Origin of the sequence: Oceanospirillum multiglobuliferum, from assembly GCF_900167095.1 — a bacterium.
In the GTDB taxonomy this organism is placed as follows: Bacteria; Pseudomonadota; Gammaproteobacteria; order Pseudomonadales; family Halomonadaceae; genus Oceanospirillum; species Oceanospirillum multiglobuliferum.
In genome coordinates this window covers 199,314-218,354 of sequence record NZ_FUXG01000002.1, presented here as the reverse complement: position 1 = coordinate 218,354, position 19,041 = coordinate 199,314, and the positions used below count along the sequence as shown (strand labels likewise).

14 protein-coding genes are annotated in these 19,041 nt (G+C 45.9%); 5 read left to right on the top strand and 9 right to left on the bottom strand.

Going from position 1 to position 19,041, the window contains the following annotated elements:
* Window positions 1-35: 35 nt before the first annotated feature.
* The 6 genes from B5D26_RS02335 to B5D26_RS02310 all read right to left on the bottom strand — a co-directional run bounded on the left by B5D26_RS02335 (window position 36) and on the right by B5D26_RS02310 (window position 7,188).
* The gene (locus tag B5D26_RS02335; protein ID WP_159445566.1) at window positions 36-1,751 is read right to left on the bottom strand and encodes a BatD family protein; all 1,716 of its coding nucleotides are present in this window, start codon (window positions 1,749-1,751) and stop codon (window positions 36-38) included.
* Complete coding sequence (locus B5D26_RS02330) at window positions 1,745-3,613, bottom strand: VWA domain-containing protein (protein WP_078744076.1); 1,869 nt, start codon at window positions 3,611-3,613, stop codon at window positions 1,745-1,747. Before B5D26_RS02330 ends, B5D26_RS02335 begins: the two co-directional genes overlap by 7 nt.
* Before the next feature lie 15 nt (window positions 3,614-3,628).
* Complete coding sequence (locus B5D26_RS02325; RefSeq protein ID WP_234985155.1) at window positions 3,629-4,657, bottom strand: vWA domain-containing protein; 1,029 nt, start codon at window positions 4,655-4,657, stop codon at window positions 3,629-3,631.
* Window positions 4,636-5,112, bottom strand: coding sequence for a DUF4381 domain-containing protein (locus B5D26_RS02320; protein WP_078744075.1), 477 nt, complete (start codon window positions 5,110-5,112; stop codon window positions 4,636-4,638). Before B5D26_RS02320 ends, B5D26_RS02325 begins: the two co-directional genes overlap by 22 nt.
* A gap of 88 nt (window positions 5,113-5,200) precedes the next feature.
* On the bottom strand, window positions 5,201-6,211 hold the full coding sequence (locus B5D26_RS02315; protein WP_078744074.1) for a DUF58 domain-containing protein: 1,011 nt from the start codon (window positions 6,209-6,211) through the stop codon (window positions 5,201-5,203).
* Window positions 6,212-6,213: 2 nt separating this feature from the next.
* Window positions 6,214-7,188 (bottom strand): AAA family ATPase, encoded by a 975-nt coding sequence (locus tag B5D26_RS02310; RefSeq protein ID WP_078744073.1) that lies wholly within the window; start codon window positions 7,186-7,188, stop codon window positions 6,214-6,216.
* Between the two features lie 374 nt (window positions 7,189-7,562).
* Here B5D26_RS02310 and B5D26_RS02305 point away from each other — a divergent pair, with 374 nt between their 5' ends.
* Both B5D26_RS02305 and B5D26_RS16655 read left to right on the top strand, forming a co-directional pair.
* A complete protein-coding gene (locus tag B5D26_RS02305) occupies window positions 7,563-12,416 on the top strand; it encodes an NAD-glutamate dehydrogenase (RefSeq protein ID WP_078744072.1) in 4,854 nt (1,617 codons plus the stop codon).
* Window positions 12,417-12,422: 6 nt separating this feature from the next.
* Entirely contained in the window at window positions 12,423-12,644 is a 222-nt protein-coding gene (locus B5D26_RS16655) for a DUF2835 domain-containing protein (protein ID WP_078744071.1), read from the top strand.
* A gap of 27 nt (window positions 12,645-12,671) precedes the next feature.
* Here the strand turns inward: B5D26_RS16655 and murI are convergent, their stop codons facing one another.
* Together murI and B5D26_RS02290 are read right to left on the bottom strand one after the other, a co-directional pair.
* On the bottom strand, window positions 12,672-13,502 hold the full coding sequence (gene murI / locus B5D26_RS02295; RefSeq protein WP_078744070.1) for a glutamate racemase: 831 nt from the start codon (window positions 13,500-13,502) through the stop codon (window positions 12,672-12,674).
* Between the two features lie 102 nt (window positions 13,503-13,604).
* The gene (locus tag B5D26_RS02290; RefSeq protein WP_078744069.1) at window positions 13,605-14,546 is read right to left on the bottom strand and encodes a hypothetical protein; all 942 of its coding nucleotides are present in this window, start codon (window positions 14,544-14,546) and stop codon (window positions 13,605-13,607) included.
* A 219-nt stretch (window positions 14,547-14,765) separates the two neighbouring features.
* Here B5D26_RS02290 and B5D26_RS02285 point away from each other — a divergent pair, with 219 nt between their 5' ends.
* Window positions 14,766-16,442 (top strand): methyl-accepting chemotaxis protein, encoded by a 1,677-nt coding sequence (locus B5D26_RS02285; protein WP_139776574.1) that lies wholly within the window; start codon window positions 14,766-14,768, stop codon window positions 16,440-16,442.
* 3 nt (window positions 16,443-16,445) lie between these two features.
* Here the strand turns inward: B5D26_RS02285 and B5D26_RS02280 are convergent, their stop codons facing one another.
* Window positions 16,446-17,348 carry a LysR family transcriptional regulator gene (locus tag B5D26_RS02280; protein WP_159445565.1) on the bottom strand — a complete coding sequence of 301 codons (903 nt, stop codon included), beginning with the start codon at window positions 17,346-17,348 and terminating at the stop codon, window positions 16,446-16,448.
* Window positions 17,349-17,562: 214 nt separating this feature from the next.
* Here B5D26_RS02280 and B5D26_RS02275 point away from each other — a divergent pair, with 214 nt between their 5' ends.
* Window positions 17,563-18,129 carry a YceI family protein gene (locus B5D26_RS02275; protein WP_234985154.1) on the top strand — a complete coding sequence of 189 codons (567 nt, stop codon included), beginning with the start codon at window positions 17,563-17,565 and terminating at the stop codon, window positions 18,127-18,129.
* A 37-nt stretch (window positions 18,130-18,166) separates the two neighbouring features.
* Window positions 18,167-19,009 (top strand): hypothetical protein, encoded by an 843-nt coding sequence (locus B5D26_RS02270; protein ID WP_078744066.1) that lies wholly within the window; start codon window positions 18,167-18,169, stop codon window positions 19,007-19,009.
* Window positions 19,010-19,041: the final 32 nt, after the last annotated feature.

Genomic DNA, 19,041 nt, shown 5'->3' with positions numbered 1-19,041 from the left:
ATGCTTCTAAGCTGCCAATCTTCAGAACAAGTCAACTAACGCGGATACAGCGGTTGCAATTGAGCGCTAGACGACTGAACGCTAGGGCTTAACTGCTTTAACGCTTGTAACAGCCGATAACCTTGCCACTGCTCAGGATTAGCTTGAGCACCATACAGCTGGCTTTGTAGTTCAATCAGTGCCTGATCAAACTCCACTGAGGTTTCTATTTTCTGAACCTGCTGCCAACGTAACCAAGCTTGCCATGCCTGTTGTGCTTGATGTTGCTGGCACAGATTTAACAGTTCGTTTTGATGCTGCCGCCATAGGGTTTCATATTCTGCGCTGCTTTGGTTATCAAACGGTATTTTGGTGCGGCCATGAGCATGTGTTTTTTGGGCAGACTGAGTCGATATTAATTGCGCCAACTGTTGACGTTGTCGCCAAAACAAAACCGCTAATACAAGCACTATAATGCTCGTGCTTAAACTGAATAGCTGCCAAGGTAAAAGATTGGCACTTTCACGTACAATCTGAACCTGAGGCTTGTTTGCTGATCTGTTCGGCTTGGCCTCTGCTGGCGCTACGCTGTTAGGGTTGGCTTGAATCTCAATGGTCATCTCATCTAAACGCGCTAGCTCCATGCGCTGTGTGTTGGTATTCCACCAAGGAATCTCAATTGCAGGCAACGTTACTCGCCCCGCTTGGGTCGGTATCAGTGCAATGTTCACACTACGCTGGCTGCTAAAGCCTTGTGCACTGTTAGTATCCTGCTGCTGTGCAGGCTCTGGGTACTGTTTTAGATTTTGTAGATTACCAAGTTCAATAGGCGGCAGCTGCGCTGCGGTTAAGCCCTTAGCTTCAATCAGTAGTTGTCGGGTAATGGGTGTACCTACTTGCCATTGGCTGTAGTCACCACTCCACTTTTGTGAAAGTTTGATTGATGTTGCAGGTAGCCAATGCGGCTGTTGTGCAAACTCGTCAGGAATAGGCAAAACCTGCACGCGATGCTCGGGGCTTTGAATCCGAATCTGCTTTAATGAGCCTAATGAATAGTTACGGCTATTCTGCCGTACCCTACCACTGAAAGTTTGTGCTGGAATAATCAGCTCACCGCTGCGTTGCGGATAAATCGCAAACTGCCATTCAGCCACACTGTAAGTGCGCCCGTTTAATTGGCTCTCGTAGTCTCTACGATTCCCCAGAGGTAACAACAAATCGTCAGGTAGGGCTAAATCCGTTAAGCCATGATCAGAGATAGAGGTCGCATAATACAAACGCAAAGTGTAAATCAGCTGCTGCTGTACGTAGATTGGGCCTTGTTGATCAATTTCACTGTGTAGAAAAACATCTGCACTTTGCAGGCTGTTACGCGGCGCTTTTTGCACCTCAATTGTAATTGGCTGACTGGTTTGCTTGTCGAGTACTAGAGCCGGAATAATTAACGTACCGGTTCGTTTTGGTAGCAGGGTGATTTCCCACATTTTTTCTGAACGATTTTGTCCGTTAATAATTTGGATATTGGTGCGCGCCTGCTGGGCTAACACTTCAAAATCAGTGTGTAGAGGATCAAGATTTGGGCTGTCAAATAAACTCAATACATCCGTTTTGATCGATAGCGTTAAGGTTTCATTTTCACTTAACCGACTGCGGTCAACGCTGACCTCAAAGCTGTCTGCTTGAACAGTAGCACTCAGTAAGCCTAGGCTTAACACCAGTAATAGCAATAGGCTAGTCCACAAATAGTGCGACCTTTTAATGGGCGTTACCACGGTGATCTTCCTTCTGACAATGGGCTATCTCGTAAACTGGACTGATATTCAAATTTGCGTTTTAGCAAACCGCTTGGGTCATCCGGTACTCGGCGCAGCCATTGCTCCAAAGCACGCTGTTCTTCGCTTTTGTTTTCAGGCTCGCCTTCTGTTTGAGCTGATTCTGTAGGCTGCTGAGTGTCGGGCGCAGGCTGTTCATCTGGCGCTGTTTGCTCCGGCTGATCAGAGGCTTGTTCAGTTTGCGCTTTATTCTGCGAAGCTTGCTGCGGAGAGTCCTGCTCTGACTGAGCTTGATTTTGTTTGGACTGATCTTGTTGTCCAGCCTGATTTTTAGGCTGCATTGGGCTTTGCTGATCTTGCCCATTCTGATTTTGCTGATTCTGATCCGCATCGTTTGTGGCGTTTTGTTTGCCCTGATCTTGGTTTTGTTCTTGATTCTGGCTCTGCTGTTGATCCTGTGGATTATCTTGCGCTTGCTGCTTTTGCTGTTCTTCTAATAACTGCTGCACAATCTTCTGGTTATGCTCAGCATCTGCAAATTCTGGCTGTAAATCTAAGGCTTGCTGGTAGGCTGCCAGTGCGTCCTGATATTGCCCCGCACGCGCCAAAGCATTACCACGATTGTAATGGGCGTCTGCGCTTTGCTCCTTAGCAAAGGCTTGAGCCGCTTGCTCATATTCACCCAAACGGTAATAAGCACTGCCTTGCCAAAGCGGTTGCTGTAATTGCTCGCTGGCCTCTTGGTAGCGCTGTTCAGCAAATGCTTTTTCTCCTGCCTGCTGTTTTTCTTCAACCGGATTGCCACTAAATGGCCAACTCAAGGCATGCGCTTTTGGGCTGTAAACCAAGGGGAAGGATATAAATGTGCACAAGAATAAACTCAATAACCAGCCTCTACGAAATACCAAGGCCGCTAATGGCAACACTGGTAACAAAAACCAATGCCCCTGCTCAATCCAGAGTGGTATTTTCGCATCTTGCTCTATTAGCTCACTGCCAATGGTAGAGCCTGCCAATAGTCGTTCAATATCTCTATCCGTTAAGCTCATTTTTTGTAAGTCAGCCCCTGTGCTGTCTGCAAGTTGCTGTAATGAATTCAGGTCTAATTTACTGATAATCACGTTGCCTGAATCATCTTTAGCAAAGCTGTTATTGGGTAGTGGAATTGGCGCTCCGTCTAAACTACCTACGGCAAGGATCTTTAATGAAAACTTTTGATTCAATAACTTAGGAATCGCTTTTAACGCTTGCTGATCTATTCCGTCACTGATCAATAAAATACGACCTTTATTGATACCTGCATTACGGAATAGAGCCAATGCTTGCTGAATGCCACTCTCTGCCGCGCTACCCAGCTTAGGCATCATTAAAGGATCAAGAGCAGGCAACAAACTACTAATAGTGGCACTGTCTTGGGTTAAAGGCGTCACAGTATGAGCATCACCAGCGTAAACAACTAGGGCGGTTAAGCCTTCTTGGCGCTGCTGTAATAGATCACTAATTTTCTGTTTACTGCGAGTGATGCGGTTGGGTTGGGTGTCTGCCGCTAACATAGACAGAGAGAGGTCTTGCACAATCACCAAGGCATCTTGCTGGGCAAACACAGGGCGTGATTGCTGGCTCCAGCTTGGCCCCGCAACGGCAAATACTGTTAAGCTCAGTGCAATCATTGTCCAGAGTAAATTATTAGATTGCTGCTGAGGTGCAAGCAATAGTTGCTGCTGAAGATCAGCCCGCATTAACTGCTGCCAAGGGTTGCGTATGCGACGCACTCGAAAGTACAGCCATAGCAGAAACAGCAACACAGGTAAACACCACAGTAGTGCTGGTCGAACGAAATGAAAGCTGTTGATAATATCCATATCAGATCAGTTGAATCATGATAATAAACGCCGTATTGGCTTTTTAATTAGGCTCCAGACCAAGCTGGTCATCACTAGAAGTAATGCACTCAACAAAGGCCAATGCAATAAACTGTGCCTTGGTCGAAATACTTGGCTTTGCTGTTCGATTGGTTCAAGGCGATCAAGTTCCTGATAGATAGCACTTAGCTCCTCGGTGCTTCTGGCACGAAAATAACTACCACCTGTATTACTTGCGATGGTGCGTAAGCTGTATTCATCTAGATCTTGAGAGGGGTTCACACGTCGGGTCATACCGAACAGGCTTTCCACTTCCATAGATTCAGCACCAATACCAATGGTATAAATTTTTACTTTAGCGCCAGCTGCTAGCTGAGAAGCTTGTATTGGATCAATACTGCCGGCGGTATTGGCACCATCGGTCAGCAAGATCAAAATACGCCCCTCTTCCGGCTGGGCTTTTAAGCGCTTAATACCCAAGCCAATCGCGTCACCAATCGCTGTATTTTCACCCGCCATACGCAGTTGAATTTCGCTTAATTGTGCCGCCACTGTGTTGCGATCATGAGTTAAGGGGACGTGTAGGTAAGCTTGTGTTCCAAAAACAACTAAACCTAAGCGGTCGCCTTCTCGTTTAAGCACAAAGTTAGAAACAATCTCTTTTACTGCGGTGAGGCGATCAACTGACTGCTGTTTTAGTGTCATATCAGGAATTTGCATGCTACCAGACAGATCCACAGCTAAGAGAAGGTCGCGGCCTTTATTTGGAATAGGTACAGCATCACCAACCCACTGAGGATGGCTGGTTGCTGTCAGCAATAACAACCAAAGCAGGCAGATCAAGGCGAGTCGACCTGTTGATAAGCCTACAGACTGATCTTTGTTGGTTGTACGGTATTGTGCCAGCCACGACACTTTCAGCTGCACTTGTTGAGCCGGCACTTCAGGCAGGAAACGATAGATCAGCCAAGGCAGCGGTAATAACAAAAATACCCAAGGCCAAACAAAGTCGAGTTGGCTGATCAGAGTTGCCGCTTGATCCACTGTTCTACAGCCTCTGTCAGCTCAGGTTCATTGATATCGTCAGGCATCTCTTCATAGGCTTGAATTAAAGACTGCCCAATGCCATCACTGAAAACCGTGGTTCGACCACTACGATCTAAAAAAGTAAGCCAAGCGGAACCCGATAAGGGGGCAACCTCTTCACGATCATAGTGCACCATTGCCATACGGCGCAGTAGCATGTTCAGTTCATTTAAAAAACGTTGGCGCTGTTGATGCTCTTGAAAACGTCTGCGCATCTGCTCTAGCTCATTTAAGGCATAACGGCGATTACGTGTTCGAAGATAGTAGCGACGACCCAAAAACAGCAGCAGGAGTATCAATACAACACTGGCGCTAATAATCCAAAAAGGCGTCAACGCAGGTGTCCAGCCCGCATCAGGTGCAGGCACGTGAATGTCTTTTAATTGATCTATCAGGTTTTGCGCGGTGCTCATTAACGGGGCTCCTACTGCGCGTTATCTATCGGGCATCGAGCTAAAAGATGCAAAGCTAACATATTGTATTTCAATAAGTTTAAATTTTTCATTTATTATGCAACGTGAAAAAGCGCTTCAGTTTGTCAGCCACATGCTCAGTTGTCGAGAGCTGGATGTAATAGCCTCCAACTTGAAGCAGCATTTCTTCTAGCCCCTGTTGACGTTGGTCAAAAAGTAGCTGGTATCGCTGCCGATCACTTTTATCATGTCCATCAAAAAATACCGTCTGTGAGAGAGCTTGTCCCCCAACTAGATAACAAGGGCTATTAGGTAGCTGATATTCTAATGGATCAGAAATATGAATAGCGAGAAGCTGATGATTAGAGGCTAATCGACGCAAGAGCGCTTTACCTGCAAGATCTAAACTCCAGAAATCACTGATAATCACCAATAAGTTGCCATGCCCTTTTTGGGCAGCCACCAACTGTAGCATTTGATTCATCCTACCTGCCTCTGAACGACCTTCAGGCTGAACAAGCATTGGGGCAAACTGGCAAAGTTGTTGAAATAGTGGCAATAGACCTTGCTGACGTGCTTTAGGCCGAATGAGTTGGTGTTGCGTACCATTAAAAACCAAGCCACCGCAGCGATCACCTTGACGTACAATCGCCCAGCCTAAAGTGGCTGCTAAGTGTGCGGCTTGCTCGGCCTTACTACGCTGGCTACCAAATAACATGCTGGCAGATAGGTCAACCACTAGCTGTACGGGGCGCTCTTTTTCCTCCATAAACACTTTGGTATGTGGGCGCTGCGTTCTAGCCGTTACTTTCCAGTCCATCAAACGAATGTCATCACCCGCTTGATAGTTACGGATTTCACTCAGTTCCATACCTCTTCCCTGACGAGTGGATCGATGCTGCCCTGCCAACATGGAGCGAGAAGGCATCCTCAAATTAGCACCAATACCGCTACTCTGCTTTTGACAGGCCAATAGCTGCGCTAAGTTAAGCTCAGGTAAGAAAACCGTATCAGAGCCCACCACTGTAGGCTGCTGCATTACAGTCTTTAACTTCAGAACCTGTGCAAGTGGTCGCAGAATCTGCTTAAGTGCCAACATAGTTAACTCACAGGCACCACGTTAATCAGATGGCTAATCACTTGGTCCGCATTAAAACCCGCTGCCTCTGCTTCATAATTTAAAATTAAACGATGGCGAAACACATCTGGCGCTAAGTCTTGTACATCTTCAGGGGTCACAAAGTCGCGACCAGCCAACCAAGCTTTTGCTCTAGCGCAGCGATCTAAAGCCAAAGTGGCGCGTGGGCTTACGCCATATTCAATCCAGCGCGCAAGATCTTGGTCATAGAGATCTGGGCGGCGGGTGGCGTCAACTAAATGCACAATGTATTGTTCAATGCTCTCAGCCATATAAAGATTCAGCACTTCTTGTCTAGCACTGATAATGTCACTTTGGCTAACCGCCCGCACAATCTCATTTGAGCTTTGGCTTTGCAGTTGAAACTTTTGCTCCTCTCGGATCAAACGCAGAATTTTCAGCTCTGCCTCAGCATTCGGGTAATGAATACAAACATGTAGTAAAAAGCGATCAAGCTGGGCTTCTGGTAGAGGATAAGTTCCCTCTTGCTCAATGGGGTTTTGTGTTGCCATCACCAAAAATGTATCAGGTAATGGATAGCTGGTATTACCAACTGTGACTTGACGCTCAGCCATTGCCTCTAACAACGCCGCTTGCACTTTTGCGGGTGCGCGGTTGATCTCATCCGCCAACACGAAATGATTAAAGACAGGGCCAGCTTGAAAGCTAAAGCAGTTGTGTTCTGGCTGATAAATATCCGTACCTGTAATGTCGGCAGGCAATAGATCTGGGGTGAACTGGATGCGTTGAAAATCTCCCTCCAAACGATCAGCCAGAGTTTTAATCGCTTTGGTTTTAGCTAAGCCGGGCGGGCCTTCTACCAATAAATGCCCGTCAGCTAAAAGTGTAATTAATAAACGGTTAAGCAAACTTTCTTGGCCGATAATATGTTGCTGTAGCTGTTGATTTAACGTCTGAAAGATTTCACGAACACTCATGTCATTCCTTGGTTTTCAGTCAATGGCTAAAGCCGTCGCAATTTAAATTACAGGGCACTTTTGCGATTACAGGTAAAAACTATCTATAGGCAGCCTTGATCTAGCCGATAAAAAAAGCGTTAGTATAGTCATAACCTGAAGCGCCTGACTATATGTCATGAGCCAGCAGATCTAAGGCCAATAATATTTGTTTCACATCTGACCTTTAGAATGCGACTCAGGTTATAAGCATAATTTCGGGTGCTATGCTTTTTTGTAATAGGGTTCACACTGCCTAGTCATTTTGTACTATGTTTTCATCAAAGCTGATTGAAAAGAAAAACAAAAATAGTTTTTCACCCGATTGACGATTTCCAGCCCCCCAGAGGTGAGCGATGATGTATCCAGCCAGTGAAGGTCATAAAAAATTCCTCAGCCAGTTAGAGGAGCAGCTCGCAACAAAGTTTCCCGAAGACCAAGTTCAAACACTAACCCGTTTTGCCAATATTTATTATGCATCAGCCTCATTAGAGGAGCTTTCTGAGCGCCGTCCAGATGACCTGTATGCCGCAACGGTTTCCACTTGGCGCTTCCTACAGAAATTTGATGCTACAGCACCCAAAGTTCGAGTTTATAACCCCGATTTTGAGCAAGATGGTTGGCAGTCAACCCACACTGTCATCGAGATTCTACAACGTGACATGCCATTTTTAGTGGACTCGATACGTGTTGAGTTAAAAAACCGAGACATTACCGTACACTCTATTCATAACACCGTATTGAATTTTGTGCGTGATGAACAGCATCAAGTGCAACAATTCTCTAGCCGCAACGATCAGTTCTCAGATGAGTTAAATGCAGCGGCTGAGTCTTTGATGTATATCGAGGTCGACCGCCACACGGCAAAAGCTGAGCTTGATGCACTAAGAGATGCGATGATTGGCGTGCTACGTGAAGTCGACACAGCCGTAGCCGATTTTGATCTAATGCGAAATAAGTCTAGTGCGCTATGCGAAGCACTGGCACAAAGCCGTCCGCCTCATCTAGGTGAAGCTGATCTTACCGAAGCAGTTGATTTCTTACGCTGGTTGAATGACGAGCACTTCACTTACTTAGGCTATGACGAATACGATGTTGTAGAAGAAAATGGCAAACGTATTCTCAAGCAAGTAAAAGGCGCAGAGCTGGGTATTCTGAAACTCGACGACCCACGCTATCGCGCACAATCCCGTGATGGTATGGCGTTAGATGCGCGCCAATTGGTATTGATCCCTGAGCTTCTCAGCTTTGCCAAAGCGTCTGAGCATGCCCGAGTGCACCGCCCTGCCTATCCTGACTACATCACTATTAAACGCTTTAATGCTGAAGGCATTTTAGTGGGTGAAAGCCGTTTCTTAGGCTTATTCACAGCTTCAGTTTATAACGAAAGTCCACGTCGTATGCCTATCCTGCGTAAGAAGATTAACGCAGTGGTTGAGGCATCAGGTTTAGATCCAAATGGCCACAGCGGCAAACATCTTGTTCAGATCTTGGAAGTGTTTCCCCGCGATGAACTGATTCAAACAGATACCTACGAACTGACAGAAACCGTTTTGGGTATTCTGAATATTCGTGAGCGCCGTCGTGTACGTTTGTTTATTCGCAAAGACAGCTTCGGTAAGTTTTTCTCTTGTTTGGTTTATATGCCTCGGGATATTTACTGCACAGAGCTACGCCATAAAGTGCGCGAAGTGTTATGGGAAGAATTAAATGCCACTGGCTTAGAGTTTCATACTTATTTCTCTGAGTCGACGTTAGCACGCACACAATACTTGTTACGCTTCAAAGGTGATGACGCCCCTAAATTTGATGTTAAAGCCATCGAAAAACGGGTTATGGCCATTGCACGTTCTTGGAGTGATGACCTTTACTCAGCTCTGATTGAAGGTTACGGCGAAGAGAAAGCTAACCACTATTGGGCGCTGTACCGTGACGCCTTCCCTGGCAGCTACAGTGATGATTTCAACTCACGCATTGCAGTACTCGACATCGGTTATATTGATCAGATCAACGATCAGCAAAATGTGACCATGAGCTTTTACCGTCATCTTGAGGCTGATAGTCAGCATATCCAGTTCAAATTGTTCCATGCCGATGAGCCATTACCGCTATCCGACATTATTCCTGTACTGGAAAACCTAGGCATGCGCGTTGTGGGTGAGCACCCTTACGAAATTGATCGCAGTGATGGTCGTACTATTTGGATTCACGACTTCTCTTTGCAGCCAGCAGCACAGCAAGAAGTGAATTTGGCGCAGATCAAAGAAGCGCTACAAGATGCCTTCCGCCATATCTGGGCAGGTAATGCAGAAAACGATACCTTTAACCGCTTAGTGCTGACTACGGGTCTACCTTGGCGCCAGGTCAGTGTGTTGCGCGCTTACGCCCGTTACATGAAGCAGATCCGCTTTAACTTTGGTCAGGAATATATTGCCGCCACCTTAGGCAATCACCCTGCTATTGCACGCCAACTGGTTGCGCTATTCGAGCTGCGCTTCAACCCAGAAGTGCAATACGACAAAGAAGCGGCAAAAACACTACGTGCCGAGATTATTGAGGCGCTAGATCAAGTACAGAGCTTGAACGAAGACCTTATTCTACGTCGTTATCTAGACTTGATTCGCGCTACCCTGCGAACCAACTTCTATCAAACTGATGCCAGCGGTGAGATCAAGAGTTATATCTCTTTCAAACTGAACACCAAGAAAATTCCAGACGTACCACTGCCGCGCCCGATGTTTGAAATTTTTGTTTACTCACCTCGTGTCGAAGGCGTACACCTACGTGGTGGCAAAGTTGCACGTGGTGGCTTGCGCTGGTCTGATCGTCACGAAGACTTCCGTACAGAAGTCTTGGGCTTAGTGAAAGCACAGCAGGTGAAAAACTCTGTCATCGTGCCAGTTGGTGCGAAAGGTGGTTTTGTCTGCAAACGCTCACCTGAAGGCGGTGATCGTGACGCGATTCTGCAAGAAGGCATCGCTTGCTACAAAATCTTTATCAATGCCCTGCTTGATATCACCGACAATTTGGTAGGTGGCGAAGTTGTACCACCGAAAAATGTTGTGCGCCATGATGAGGATGACCCTTATCTGGTAGTTGCAGCAGATAAAGGCACTGCAACCTTCTCTGATATTGCCAATAGCATTTCTCTTGAACATGGTTTCTGGCTAAAAGATGCGTTTGCCTCTGGTGGCGCAAATGGCTATGACCACAAGAAAATGGGCATTACCGCCCGTGGTGCGTGGGTGTCTGTACAGCGCCACTTCCGCGAGTTGGGCCATAACGTACAAAACCAAGATTTCACCGTAGTGGGTATTGGTGATATGGCGGGTGATGTGTTTGGTAACGGTATGCTGCTATCTGAACATATTCAGTTGGTGGCCGCCTTTAACCACATGCATATCTTTATTGATCCAAATCCTGCATCTGCGGCTAGTTTTAAAGAGCGCCGTCGTTTGTTTGATCTGCCACGCTCAAGCTGGGCAGATTACAATGCAAACTTGATCTCTCCAGGAGGTGGCGTGTTTTTACGCTCAGCTAAGTTTATTGTAATTAGCCCAGAGATGAAGGCTCGCTTTGCAATCAAAGAAGACCGCATGGCACCAACCGATCTGATCACTGCAATTCTGAAAGCACCTGTTGATCTAATTTGGAACGGCGGTATCGGTACTTATGCTAAATCTAGCCTAGAAACTCATGCCGATGCGGGTGACAAAGCCAACGATGCACTGCGTATCAATGGTGTACAAGTGGGGGCTAAAGTAATTGGCGAGGGCGGAAACCTTGGTTTCACCCAACGTGCACGTATTGAGTACGGTTTGAACGGCGGCCTAGTTAATACTGACTTTATTGATAATGCTGGCGGTGTGAACTGCTCGGATCATGAAGTGAATATTAAAATTCTTTTGGATGAAATTGTCAGCCAAGGAGACATGACCGCTAAGCAACGTAATGAATTGCTAGAGGCGATGACAGAGGAAGTAGGTGCGCTGGTACTCCGTAACAACTACACCCAGTCACAAGCGTTAAGTTTAGCAAAACTGACCGCTAAAGATGGTATTGGCCAGTTCCGCCGCTTTATCAACGCATTAGAAAGCGAAGGCAAACTAAACCGTGAATTGGAATTTATTCCAAGTGACGAAGCTTTGTTAGAGCGCTTCAACCAAGGCCAAGGTTTAACAGGCTCTGAGTTATCAGTGCTGATCTCTTATGCTAAAGCCGATCTAAAGCAACGTTTACTTGCATCGAACGTACCTGACGATACCTTTATTGAAAAAGAGATGGAGCGCGCATTCCCATCAGTGCTGATGCAGAAATTTAAACCTGCAATGTACAATCACCGCCTAAAACGAGAAATCGTTTCAACCCAATTGGCTAATGACTTGGTAGATCATGGTGGCATTGCCTTTATCCACCGCTTGATCGACTCTTCTGGTGCGGAAGCAGCTGAAATTGCACGCGCTTATGTAGTGGCACGTGAAGTTTTTGGTTTGAATCAGCTGTGGCAACGCATTGAGGCTTTAGACTATCAGGTTTCAAGTGAAACCCAGTACGACATGATGCTAGATCTGATGCGTTTGATTCGTCGTGCAACCCGCTGGTTCTTACGTCCACATCTGGCCAATATGGCAGTATCTGATGTGATAGCTTTATACGAACCAAAAGTGCGTATGTTGAGTGAGACCATTGGCGAACGTTTACGTGGTGCACAGTTGGAAAGCTGGAGCAAGCGTCGCGCAACACTAGTTGAGCAAGGTGTGCCTGAAGCACTGGCCGACCAAGTGGCAGCTACATCGGGCTTGTATTCACTATTAGGCGTTGTTGAAGCAGAGCGTGTGACCGGTGAGAAACTTCAGCGTGTAGCTGAGGTCTACTTTGAACTGGGGCATCAGCTTGATTTACAATGGGTTAGCCAGCAGATTACCAAACTGCAAGTACACGACAGCTGGGAAGCGTTGGCTCGGGAAACCTTCCGTGATGACCTTGATTGGCAGAGCCGTGCTCTGGCGATTAGCGTGATCCAGATGGAGGACGGTGTCAAAGAAGTTGAAGAGCGTGTCTCTCAATGGATGGCGCGCCATCAGCATCAAGTGAAACGCTGGCAGAAAATTTTGGCCGAAATCAGCTCTGGCAGCAAAGCTGGCTTCCCAATCTTCTCAGTGGCAATGCGTGAATTGTTTGACTTAGCACAGGTACAATTGGAGGCCTAAACGTCTATGCAGGAATATGTTTTTTCAATCAGCGTCAGTGCGGAAGAATATATGTCCTATTACAGCGGTCAGGTTAGAAACGTGATCGTGCATGACACATACGGCAGGCGGGTACAATTACCCGCCAACGTGTTTCGCCCTTTCGTCACTCACAATGGTATACATGGCCGCTTTAGAGTGACCGTTGGGGATAATCACAAGCTTCAAGGGATTGAGCGAATAGTTTAAGTCTAAATACTTCAGTAATAGAGCGGTCTAAGCCAATGCGCCTAGACTGCTCACTTCAAAAACCTCTACTTCATCAAAGCCTAATTGATTTAAAGACTGATAGAGCTGAGAGCCAAGCGTAACCTCTGCGGTTAACAACGCTTTATGCTGTGCTTTATGCTTCTGAAGTGTTGCACTGGATAGCAACTCTTCCACTCGGCGAGCAATTGCAGAGCCAGAGTCGACCCAAGTGATAGGCCGTGGAGAGATCTGCTCAAGCTCTGCTTTTAATAATGGAAAGTGTGTACAGCCTAAAACGATAGTATCAATGCTGGAAACTTGGAACAGTGGCTGAACCGCTTGTAAAAGTCGGTCTAAATCGACAGCGCGACCCGCCAACTTATCTTCTGCCAATTTCACCACTTCCGTTGTACCTAATCGACTGACCTGACAATGTTCGGCATGGTTTGTAATTAACTGATCAGTATAACTGCGAGTTACTGTACCGGGAGTGGCTAGCAAACCGATATGTTTAGTTTTAGACAAATAAGCGGCAGGTTTAATTGCAGGCACAACCCCTACCACCGGAATATTAAGTGCAGCTCGCAGTGCTGGCAGCACCACTGTGCTAGCGGTATTGCAGCCTAAAACCATCAGTTGAATAGGGTAGCGATGCACCAGTGCTAATGCCAAAGCCACTACTCGCTCTACCAGCCAAGATTCACTTTTGTCACCATAAGGAAATGCCGCATTATCAGCCAAATACAACACCGAACGCTCAGGACTAAGGCGCTGAATCTCTTGCACAATAGACAGGCCGCCTACTCCAGAGTCCATCACTAAAATAGGCGTATTTAAAGGTTGGTCTGAGCTATTCATCCGCAGGGCTTATATCTGATATGACGGTTGGGGAAATAGCTCAGAGTTTAACACAGCCGCTAATAAAAACGCCTACCTGTCAGCTCAATTAAAGCGTATAGGCTAGTCGTCGTGGTCTTGCTTGTCTTCATGGTCAGTATCATGATCTTGTTCTGAATCATGGCGGCCATCTTTGTCTAGATCGTCATGATAACCATCACGGTCTTTATCGTCGTCATGATGACCATCCTTATCTAGGTCATCATCGTGATAGCCGTTGCGGTCTTTATCATCATCGAAATAGCGATTAGCCCCTATAATATTGCTTGGGTTGCTATCATTCACATCATCAATTAAACCATCTCGGTCGTCATCTTTGACACCTGCCGACACGCTATAATCTTTGTCATAATGGTTATGGATGCCATCATGATCATGATCTGCGGGGTCTTGTGTTTGCCCCGTATATTGATACCCGCCATGATCAAGGTCATTATAATCTTCAATGCCATCGCTATCAGCATCAGTATGCAGTAATGGGTTTATGGCTTCACTGTAATCATCTAATACAATAGGTGCATCGAGCACGCCATCTTGGTCTTGATCTAAGTTTGCAGATTCGGCACGGCTCATCGGTAAAGGGATATGACCAAGGCTTACTTGATTATTAACCCCCATCATCAAACGTGTACGCAAAGTACCTGTGTTATCTCGAAAGCCAATGGGTGTAACCACTTCATCTGCCGTACCCTTATTAGTTGTCATCACCAAACGGTAGCCCACGCCTGCGGGTAAATTCAAAGTAAAAGGGTGGCGACCATCTTCTGTATGAGTGGACTCTACAGCGTAATAAGAGCCGTTATCACCAAAGGCTTCAATTAAAGTGCCGGGTACTGTGCCTGTAATGCTTGCTGCTGTACTCATGGTGCTGGGTGAGTGGCTGCTTTCTGTGTTCTCGCTTGTAGAGCCACTAGAACCTCCTGAACCACAGGCCGACAGCATTAAAGCAGAGCTGAGCAGACTGAGCGCAAATAGTGTTTTATAAGCTTTGGATTGAGCTTTCATGGACATGACCTCCTGTACAATTGAGTGTTCAGAGTAACCAAGAAAACTTAACTCAAGCTTAAAGCCTTTACTTATCTAGCCTGTAATACCCTAAGCCGTGAACTGGATCACAGTTTGACTAAGGCGACTCAATCAGAGACTAAAATTAAGCCTCGCTTAAGTTTAAGCCTGCATCATGTGAGCTTATTACCACAACTTGACGCCTGCACGGAGCTGATCATGTTTACAAGCCGCACCTTATCTTTACGTTTCAAACTCTATGGTTTGGTCGCAGTATTAATGGCCTTTTTACTTTTAACCGGTGGTGTCGTGTTACAAAGTCAGAAACAGATGGCCTCAGATTTAGAACAGGTCACCTTATTCGGTCACCTGCAAAACCAGCTTGGAATTATTGATCATAAAGTGATGGATAGCCGTGTGCATATTGGCCAAGCGCGTTTAAGTGATCAGGCACAGCACTGGCAAAAAGAAGCAAAAACAGTTCACGAAAACAATCAAGCAATTGAAAAAAGCTTACAAAATATGGCCCAGTTACTGAGTCAGATTGCACTGACAGAAAGTGTTGATCATGGGGAGCTTTCAAATCAATATCAGCGTTATCAACAAGCTTTACAGCACTTCATTACCAGCACTTTTATCCCCAGTATCAACGCGTTAGAGGCAGGTAATATCATACAGGTAGACCAACTGTGGCAAGGCGGTAACAAAGGTTATGCTGCAAGCTACGTACCTGTAAAAGAACAAGCTAAAATTTTAACTCAAGAGGTACGTCAAGCCTTAGATAATAGCAGCGAGCACGCCCAACTCAGCCAAGCACAACACCAACAATTATTGATTTCTTGTTTATCATTAGCATTGATTTTAGGCCTGTTATTGGCACGGCTTATTGTACGCCAAATTACGCAACCGTTGCGCCAAGTACAACTGTGGCTATCAGCGATCACAGCGGGAGATTTATCCAGCCATTACGACACTGAACAGCCTAAAATTAGCGAGTTATTGGCGATGTTCTCCAGTATTAAACAAATGCAAACAGGCTTGGCACATCTGCTACAGGGAATGCAGCAAGCTGGGCATACTTCAGCAGCAGCTTGCCAACAATTAGAGCAACAAGCGTTAGGCTTTTCACAGCGCCAAAATAGCCAAGATCAAGAGGTGCAGCGCACACAACAGGAGATGCAACAATTGACACAGGCCGTGGATAAAAACCAAACTCAGCTTACCGCCGCCAATGATTTATTAAGCAATAGCACCGCCTTAATGGCAGAAAGCCGTATGGCACTGTTATCCAATCAAACGCAAATTCAGTTGATGGTCAGCTCGGTGCACAATGCTCGCGAAAAGCTCACGCACTTTAATAGTACGACGGCAGATATTAGCCAAGTAGTAGAGATTATCAACGCGATTTCAGAGCAGACCAATCTATTGGCTTTGAATGCAGCTATTGAAGCAGCAAGAGCAGGAGAACATGGTAGGGGCTTTGCAGTTGTGGCAGATGAGGTGCGCGCCTTAGCCTCAAGAACTCAAGACAACACCAGTAATATCAGTCGATTAATTGGTAATTTAACAGAGGCAAACCACGCAACCTCAGACTCTATCTTTCAAGCCCATGAACAAGTTGCCGCCATTGAAAGTGCTCAACAGCAGTCTGAACAGTTAATGCAACAAGTCGAACATCTTATTGGACAAGTTAAACAAGAGATCAACATCATTGCCAAAGATGCTCAAGCCCAAGCGAACTTGGCTTATCAAACCGAGCATCGTATGCAAAAGCTAAGTCTGTTGTCTGATGATAATAGCCATGAAACAGAGCGCCTAAAAAGTGCGACTTTTGATCTCAGCGCAGTATCAAAGCAGCTGTTACAAAAAGTGAGTATTTTTAAGCTTTCATCCTGACCCTTACCAGCGCTGATGCTGTTTAAAGTAGTCCACTAGGTAGTCTACAAAAGCAACAATGCGAGTTGCTAAAAACTGCCGCTGCTGATAGACCGCATACACATTAAAATCATGTCCGGGGTACTGTTGCAATATCTGTTGCAAGCGCCCCTCTTTTACAAAAGGCGCCGCTATAAAATCAGGCTGCTGGATAATACCAAGCCCTTGAGCCGCAGCCTCACACAATGCCCGACCATTATTTGCAGCCATCGACCAGTGAATACGTACACGCTGCTTACCACCATCTGGTTCATTAAATACCCAGTAATTTCGATCCTGGGCAAGATTGGTATACAACAGACAACGGTGCTGCTGTAAGTCTGCGGGTAACTGCGGACTGCCATTTTCAGCAAGATAACTGGGGGCAGCATATATGCCACCTGTGCAATGAGTCAGCTTACGCGCTACCATGCTAGAGTCGGCTAAGTGAGCAATGCGAATCGCAACATCAAACTTATCTGCAATTAAGTTGCGTTGCCGGTCGTCTAAATCAAGTTCTATACGCACCAAAGGATATTGCTGCTGAAACTGTTTGATGGGTTCAATTAAGTGCAACAAAGTAAAGTCCATAGGTGCAGTAATACGTAATACCCCTCTAGGCTCTTGACCTTGCTGTGAAACGGAGGACTCTAACTCATCTAGTTCAGCCAATAGATTGCAGCAACGGTTGTAATAGTATAAGCCTTCATCGGTAGGGTTTACTCGGCGGGTAGTACGATTGAGCAATCTAATACCCAGCTCTTTTTCTAATGCCGCAATATGCTTACTCACCATTGCCGTAGAAATGCCTAAGTCACGCCCTGTTGCGGCAAAGCTCTCTTGCTCAACAACTCGACAATAAACGCGCATTGCGGTGTATTTATCCATCTTCAACCTTTCCCATATGCCTCTAAAAATAACAAGCATCACTGCATGCAAAAGCATGGCTTTTCATTAAAGCGGATAACAAGCAAAAGATTGTTTACTAAAAAGAAATAGTGAATGCCATTTAACGCTCATTATCATAGTAATTTTTTTAGCCTACAATGCTCTCATGTAATTTGCTCAGACAGAGCATAGCGCTTAATTTAGGATTACCACTATGATGAAGTCTTTTCTAACTCCTGCTTTACTTTCAACGGCTCTACTTTCTGGCAGCGTATTCGCCGCAGACTACAAAGTGGACCCTGCACACACTGCGGTTCTTTTTAAGATCAATCACTTAGGCTTTAGTGAAACTGTTGCTCGCTTTAATACCATTGAGGGTAATTACAGCTACGATGCGGCAAATCCAACTGCCTCGAAAATCGTAGTTAAAATTGACAGCAACAGTCTAGACAGTAATCACGCCGCCCGTGATAAGCACATCAAAGGCCCTGACTTTTTAGATGTGAAGCAGTATCCAGAGATCACTTTCAAGTCAACCGGCTATAAAGGCAGTGCAACAGAAGGCACTTTAAGCGGTGAGTTTACACTCCATGGTGTAACTAAAAACATTGATCTAAACATCGTTAAAATCGGTGAAGGCAAAGACCCTTGGGGCAACTACCGTAGCGGCTTCAACGGTACTGTCACCATCAAACGCTCAGAGTTTGGTGTTGATCAGATGCTAGGTGGCATCGGTGATGATGTAACAGTTGAGTTATTTGTTGAAGGCATCCGTCAGTAATAACTGATAGGTTTTTATCTTCAAAAAGGTTTTCGTTATGTATGGTGAAGAAACTTCACCTTTAGCGATGCTGCTGCCAGTTGCGGTGTACCCGTTACTGGCAGCAATCGTTTTAGGCTTAGTGATTTATAAGTTAGACGGCGCAGGTTATAAGAAAGCCGTATTTTGGGCGGCACCAGTGCTCATTTGGTTGGCTTGGTTAACGGCTGCACAAGGAATTCACACCCGCTGGCAATTTCCGCCTCGTCAGGCGTTAGACTGGTTCCTATTAATGACGTTAGTGCCTGTACTGGCAACCCGACTGCCCAAAAACATTCGTATGAGTGGTTTTGGTATCAGCTCAATGTTGGCATTTGCGCTAGTCGCACAGCCACTAGTAGGCCGGATGAGTACGATTGATCTTTTTACTCATCTAGTAGGCTGGTTACTATTGCTAGGTGTCGCCATATTGGCCTCAGATCAACAGAAGAATAGCTTTCGCTTTCCCGCCAGTTTACTGACGATGATCATTCTGTCTGCCATTGTGATTGGTATTAGCAGCTCATTGGCTTTGGCTCAAATGACAGGAGCGGTCGCAGCAGTACTAGGCGGTCTATGGCTACTAGCCCGAGTGATTAGGCTGCCTGATGACTTAATGCTGGCCTGTACTCAGGGTGCCATGGCGCTGTGGATATTGGTGTTGGCTTATGCCCACTACTATGCGGATGTGAATATCTATGCTTTGGTGATTTTGGCATTACCGCTATTAAAAGCTTGGCCTGAACTAACTTCGACTGATGGGAAGGTCGAGTGGAAAGCACTTATACCAACGGTATTGATCAGTGCTAGTACGGGCCTTATGGCCTTGTGGATGGTGTGGCCAGCGCAATCGCTATTCTAATCAAACGGCCTAAGCTGATGTTGTTTTAAGAT

Bases quoted from the DNA above. Each gene is read 5' to 3' on its own strand.
- B5D26_RS02330 (WP_078744076.1), bottom strand. From the start codon at position 3,613: ATGGATATTATCAACAGCTTTCATTTCGTTCGACCAGCACTACTGTGG.
- B5D26_RS02320 (WP_078744075.1), bottom strand. From the start codon at position 5,112: ATGAGCACCGCGCAAAACCTGATAGATCAATTAAAAGACATTCACGTG.
- B5D26_RS02315 (WP_078744074.1), bottom strand. From the start codon at position 6,211: ATGTTGGCACTTAAGCAGATTCTGCGACCACTTGCACAGGTTCTGAAG.
- B5D26_RS02310 (WP_078744073.1), bottom strand. From the start codon at position 7,188: ATGAGTGTTCGTGAAATCTTTCAGACGTTAAATCAACAGCTACAGCAA.
- B5D26_RS02305 (WP_078744072.1), top strand. From the start codon at position 7,563: ATGATGTATCCAGCCAGTGAAGGTCATAAAAAATTCCTCAGCCAGTTA.
- B5D26_RS16655 (WP_078744071.1), top strand. From the start codon at position 12,423: ATGCAGGAATATGTTTTTTCAATCAGCGTCAGTGCGGAAGAATATATG.
- murI (WP_078744070.1), bottom strand. From the start codon at position 13,502: ATGAATAGCTCAGACCAACCTTTAAATACGCCTATTTTAGTGATGGAC.
- B5D26_RS02290 (WP_078744069.1), bottom strand. From the start codon at position 14,546: ATGAAAGCTCAATCCAAAGCTTATAAAACACTATTTGCGCTCAGTCTG.
- B5D26_RS02285 (WP_139776574.1), top strand. From the start codon at position 14,766: ATGTTTACAAGCCGCACCTTATCTTTACGTTTCAAACTCTATGGTTTG.
- B5D26_RS02280 (WP_159445565.1), bottom strand. From the start codon at position 17,348: ATGGATAAATACACCGCAATGCGCGTTTATTGTCGAGTTGTTGAGCAA.
- B5D26_RS02275 (WP_234985154.1), top strand. From the start codon at position 17,563: ATGATGAAGTCTTTTCTAACTCCTGCTTTACTTTCAACGGCTCTACTT.
- B5D26_RS02270 (WP_078744066.1), top strand. From the start codon at position 18,167: ATGTATGGTGAAGAAACTTCACCTTTAGCGATGCTGCTGCCAGTTGCG.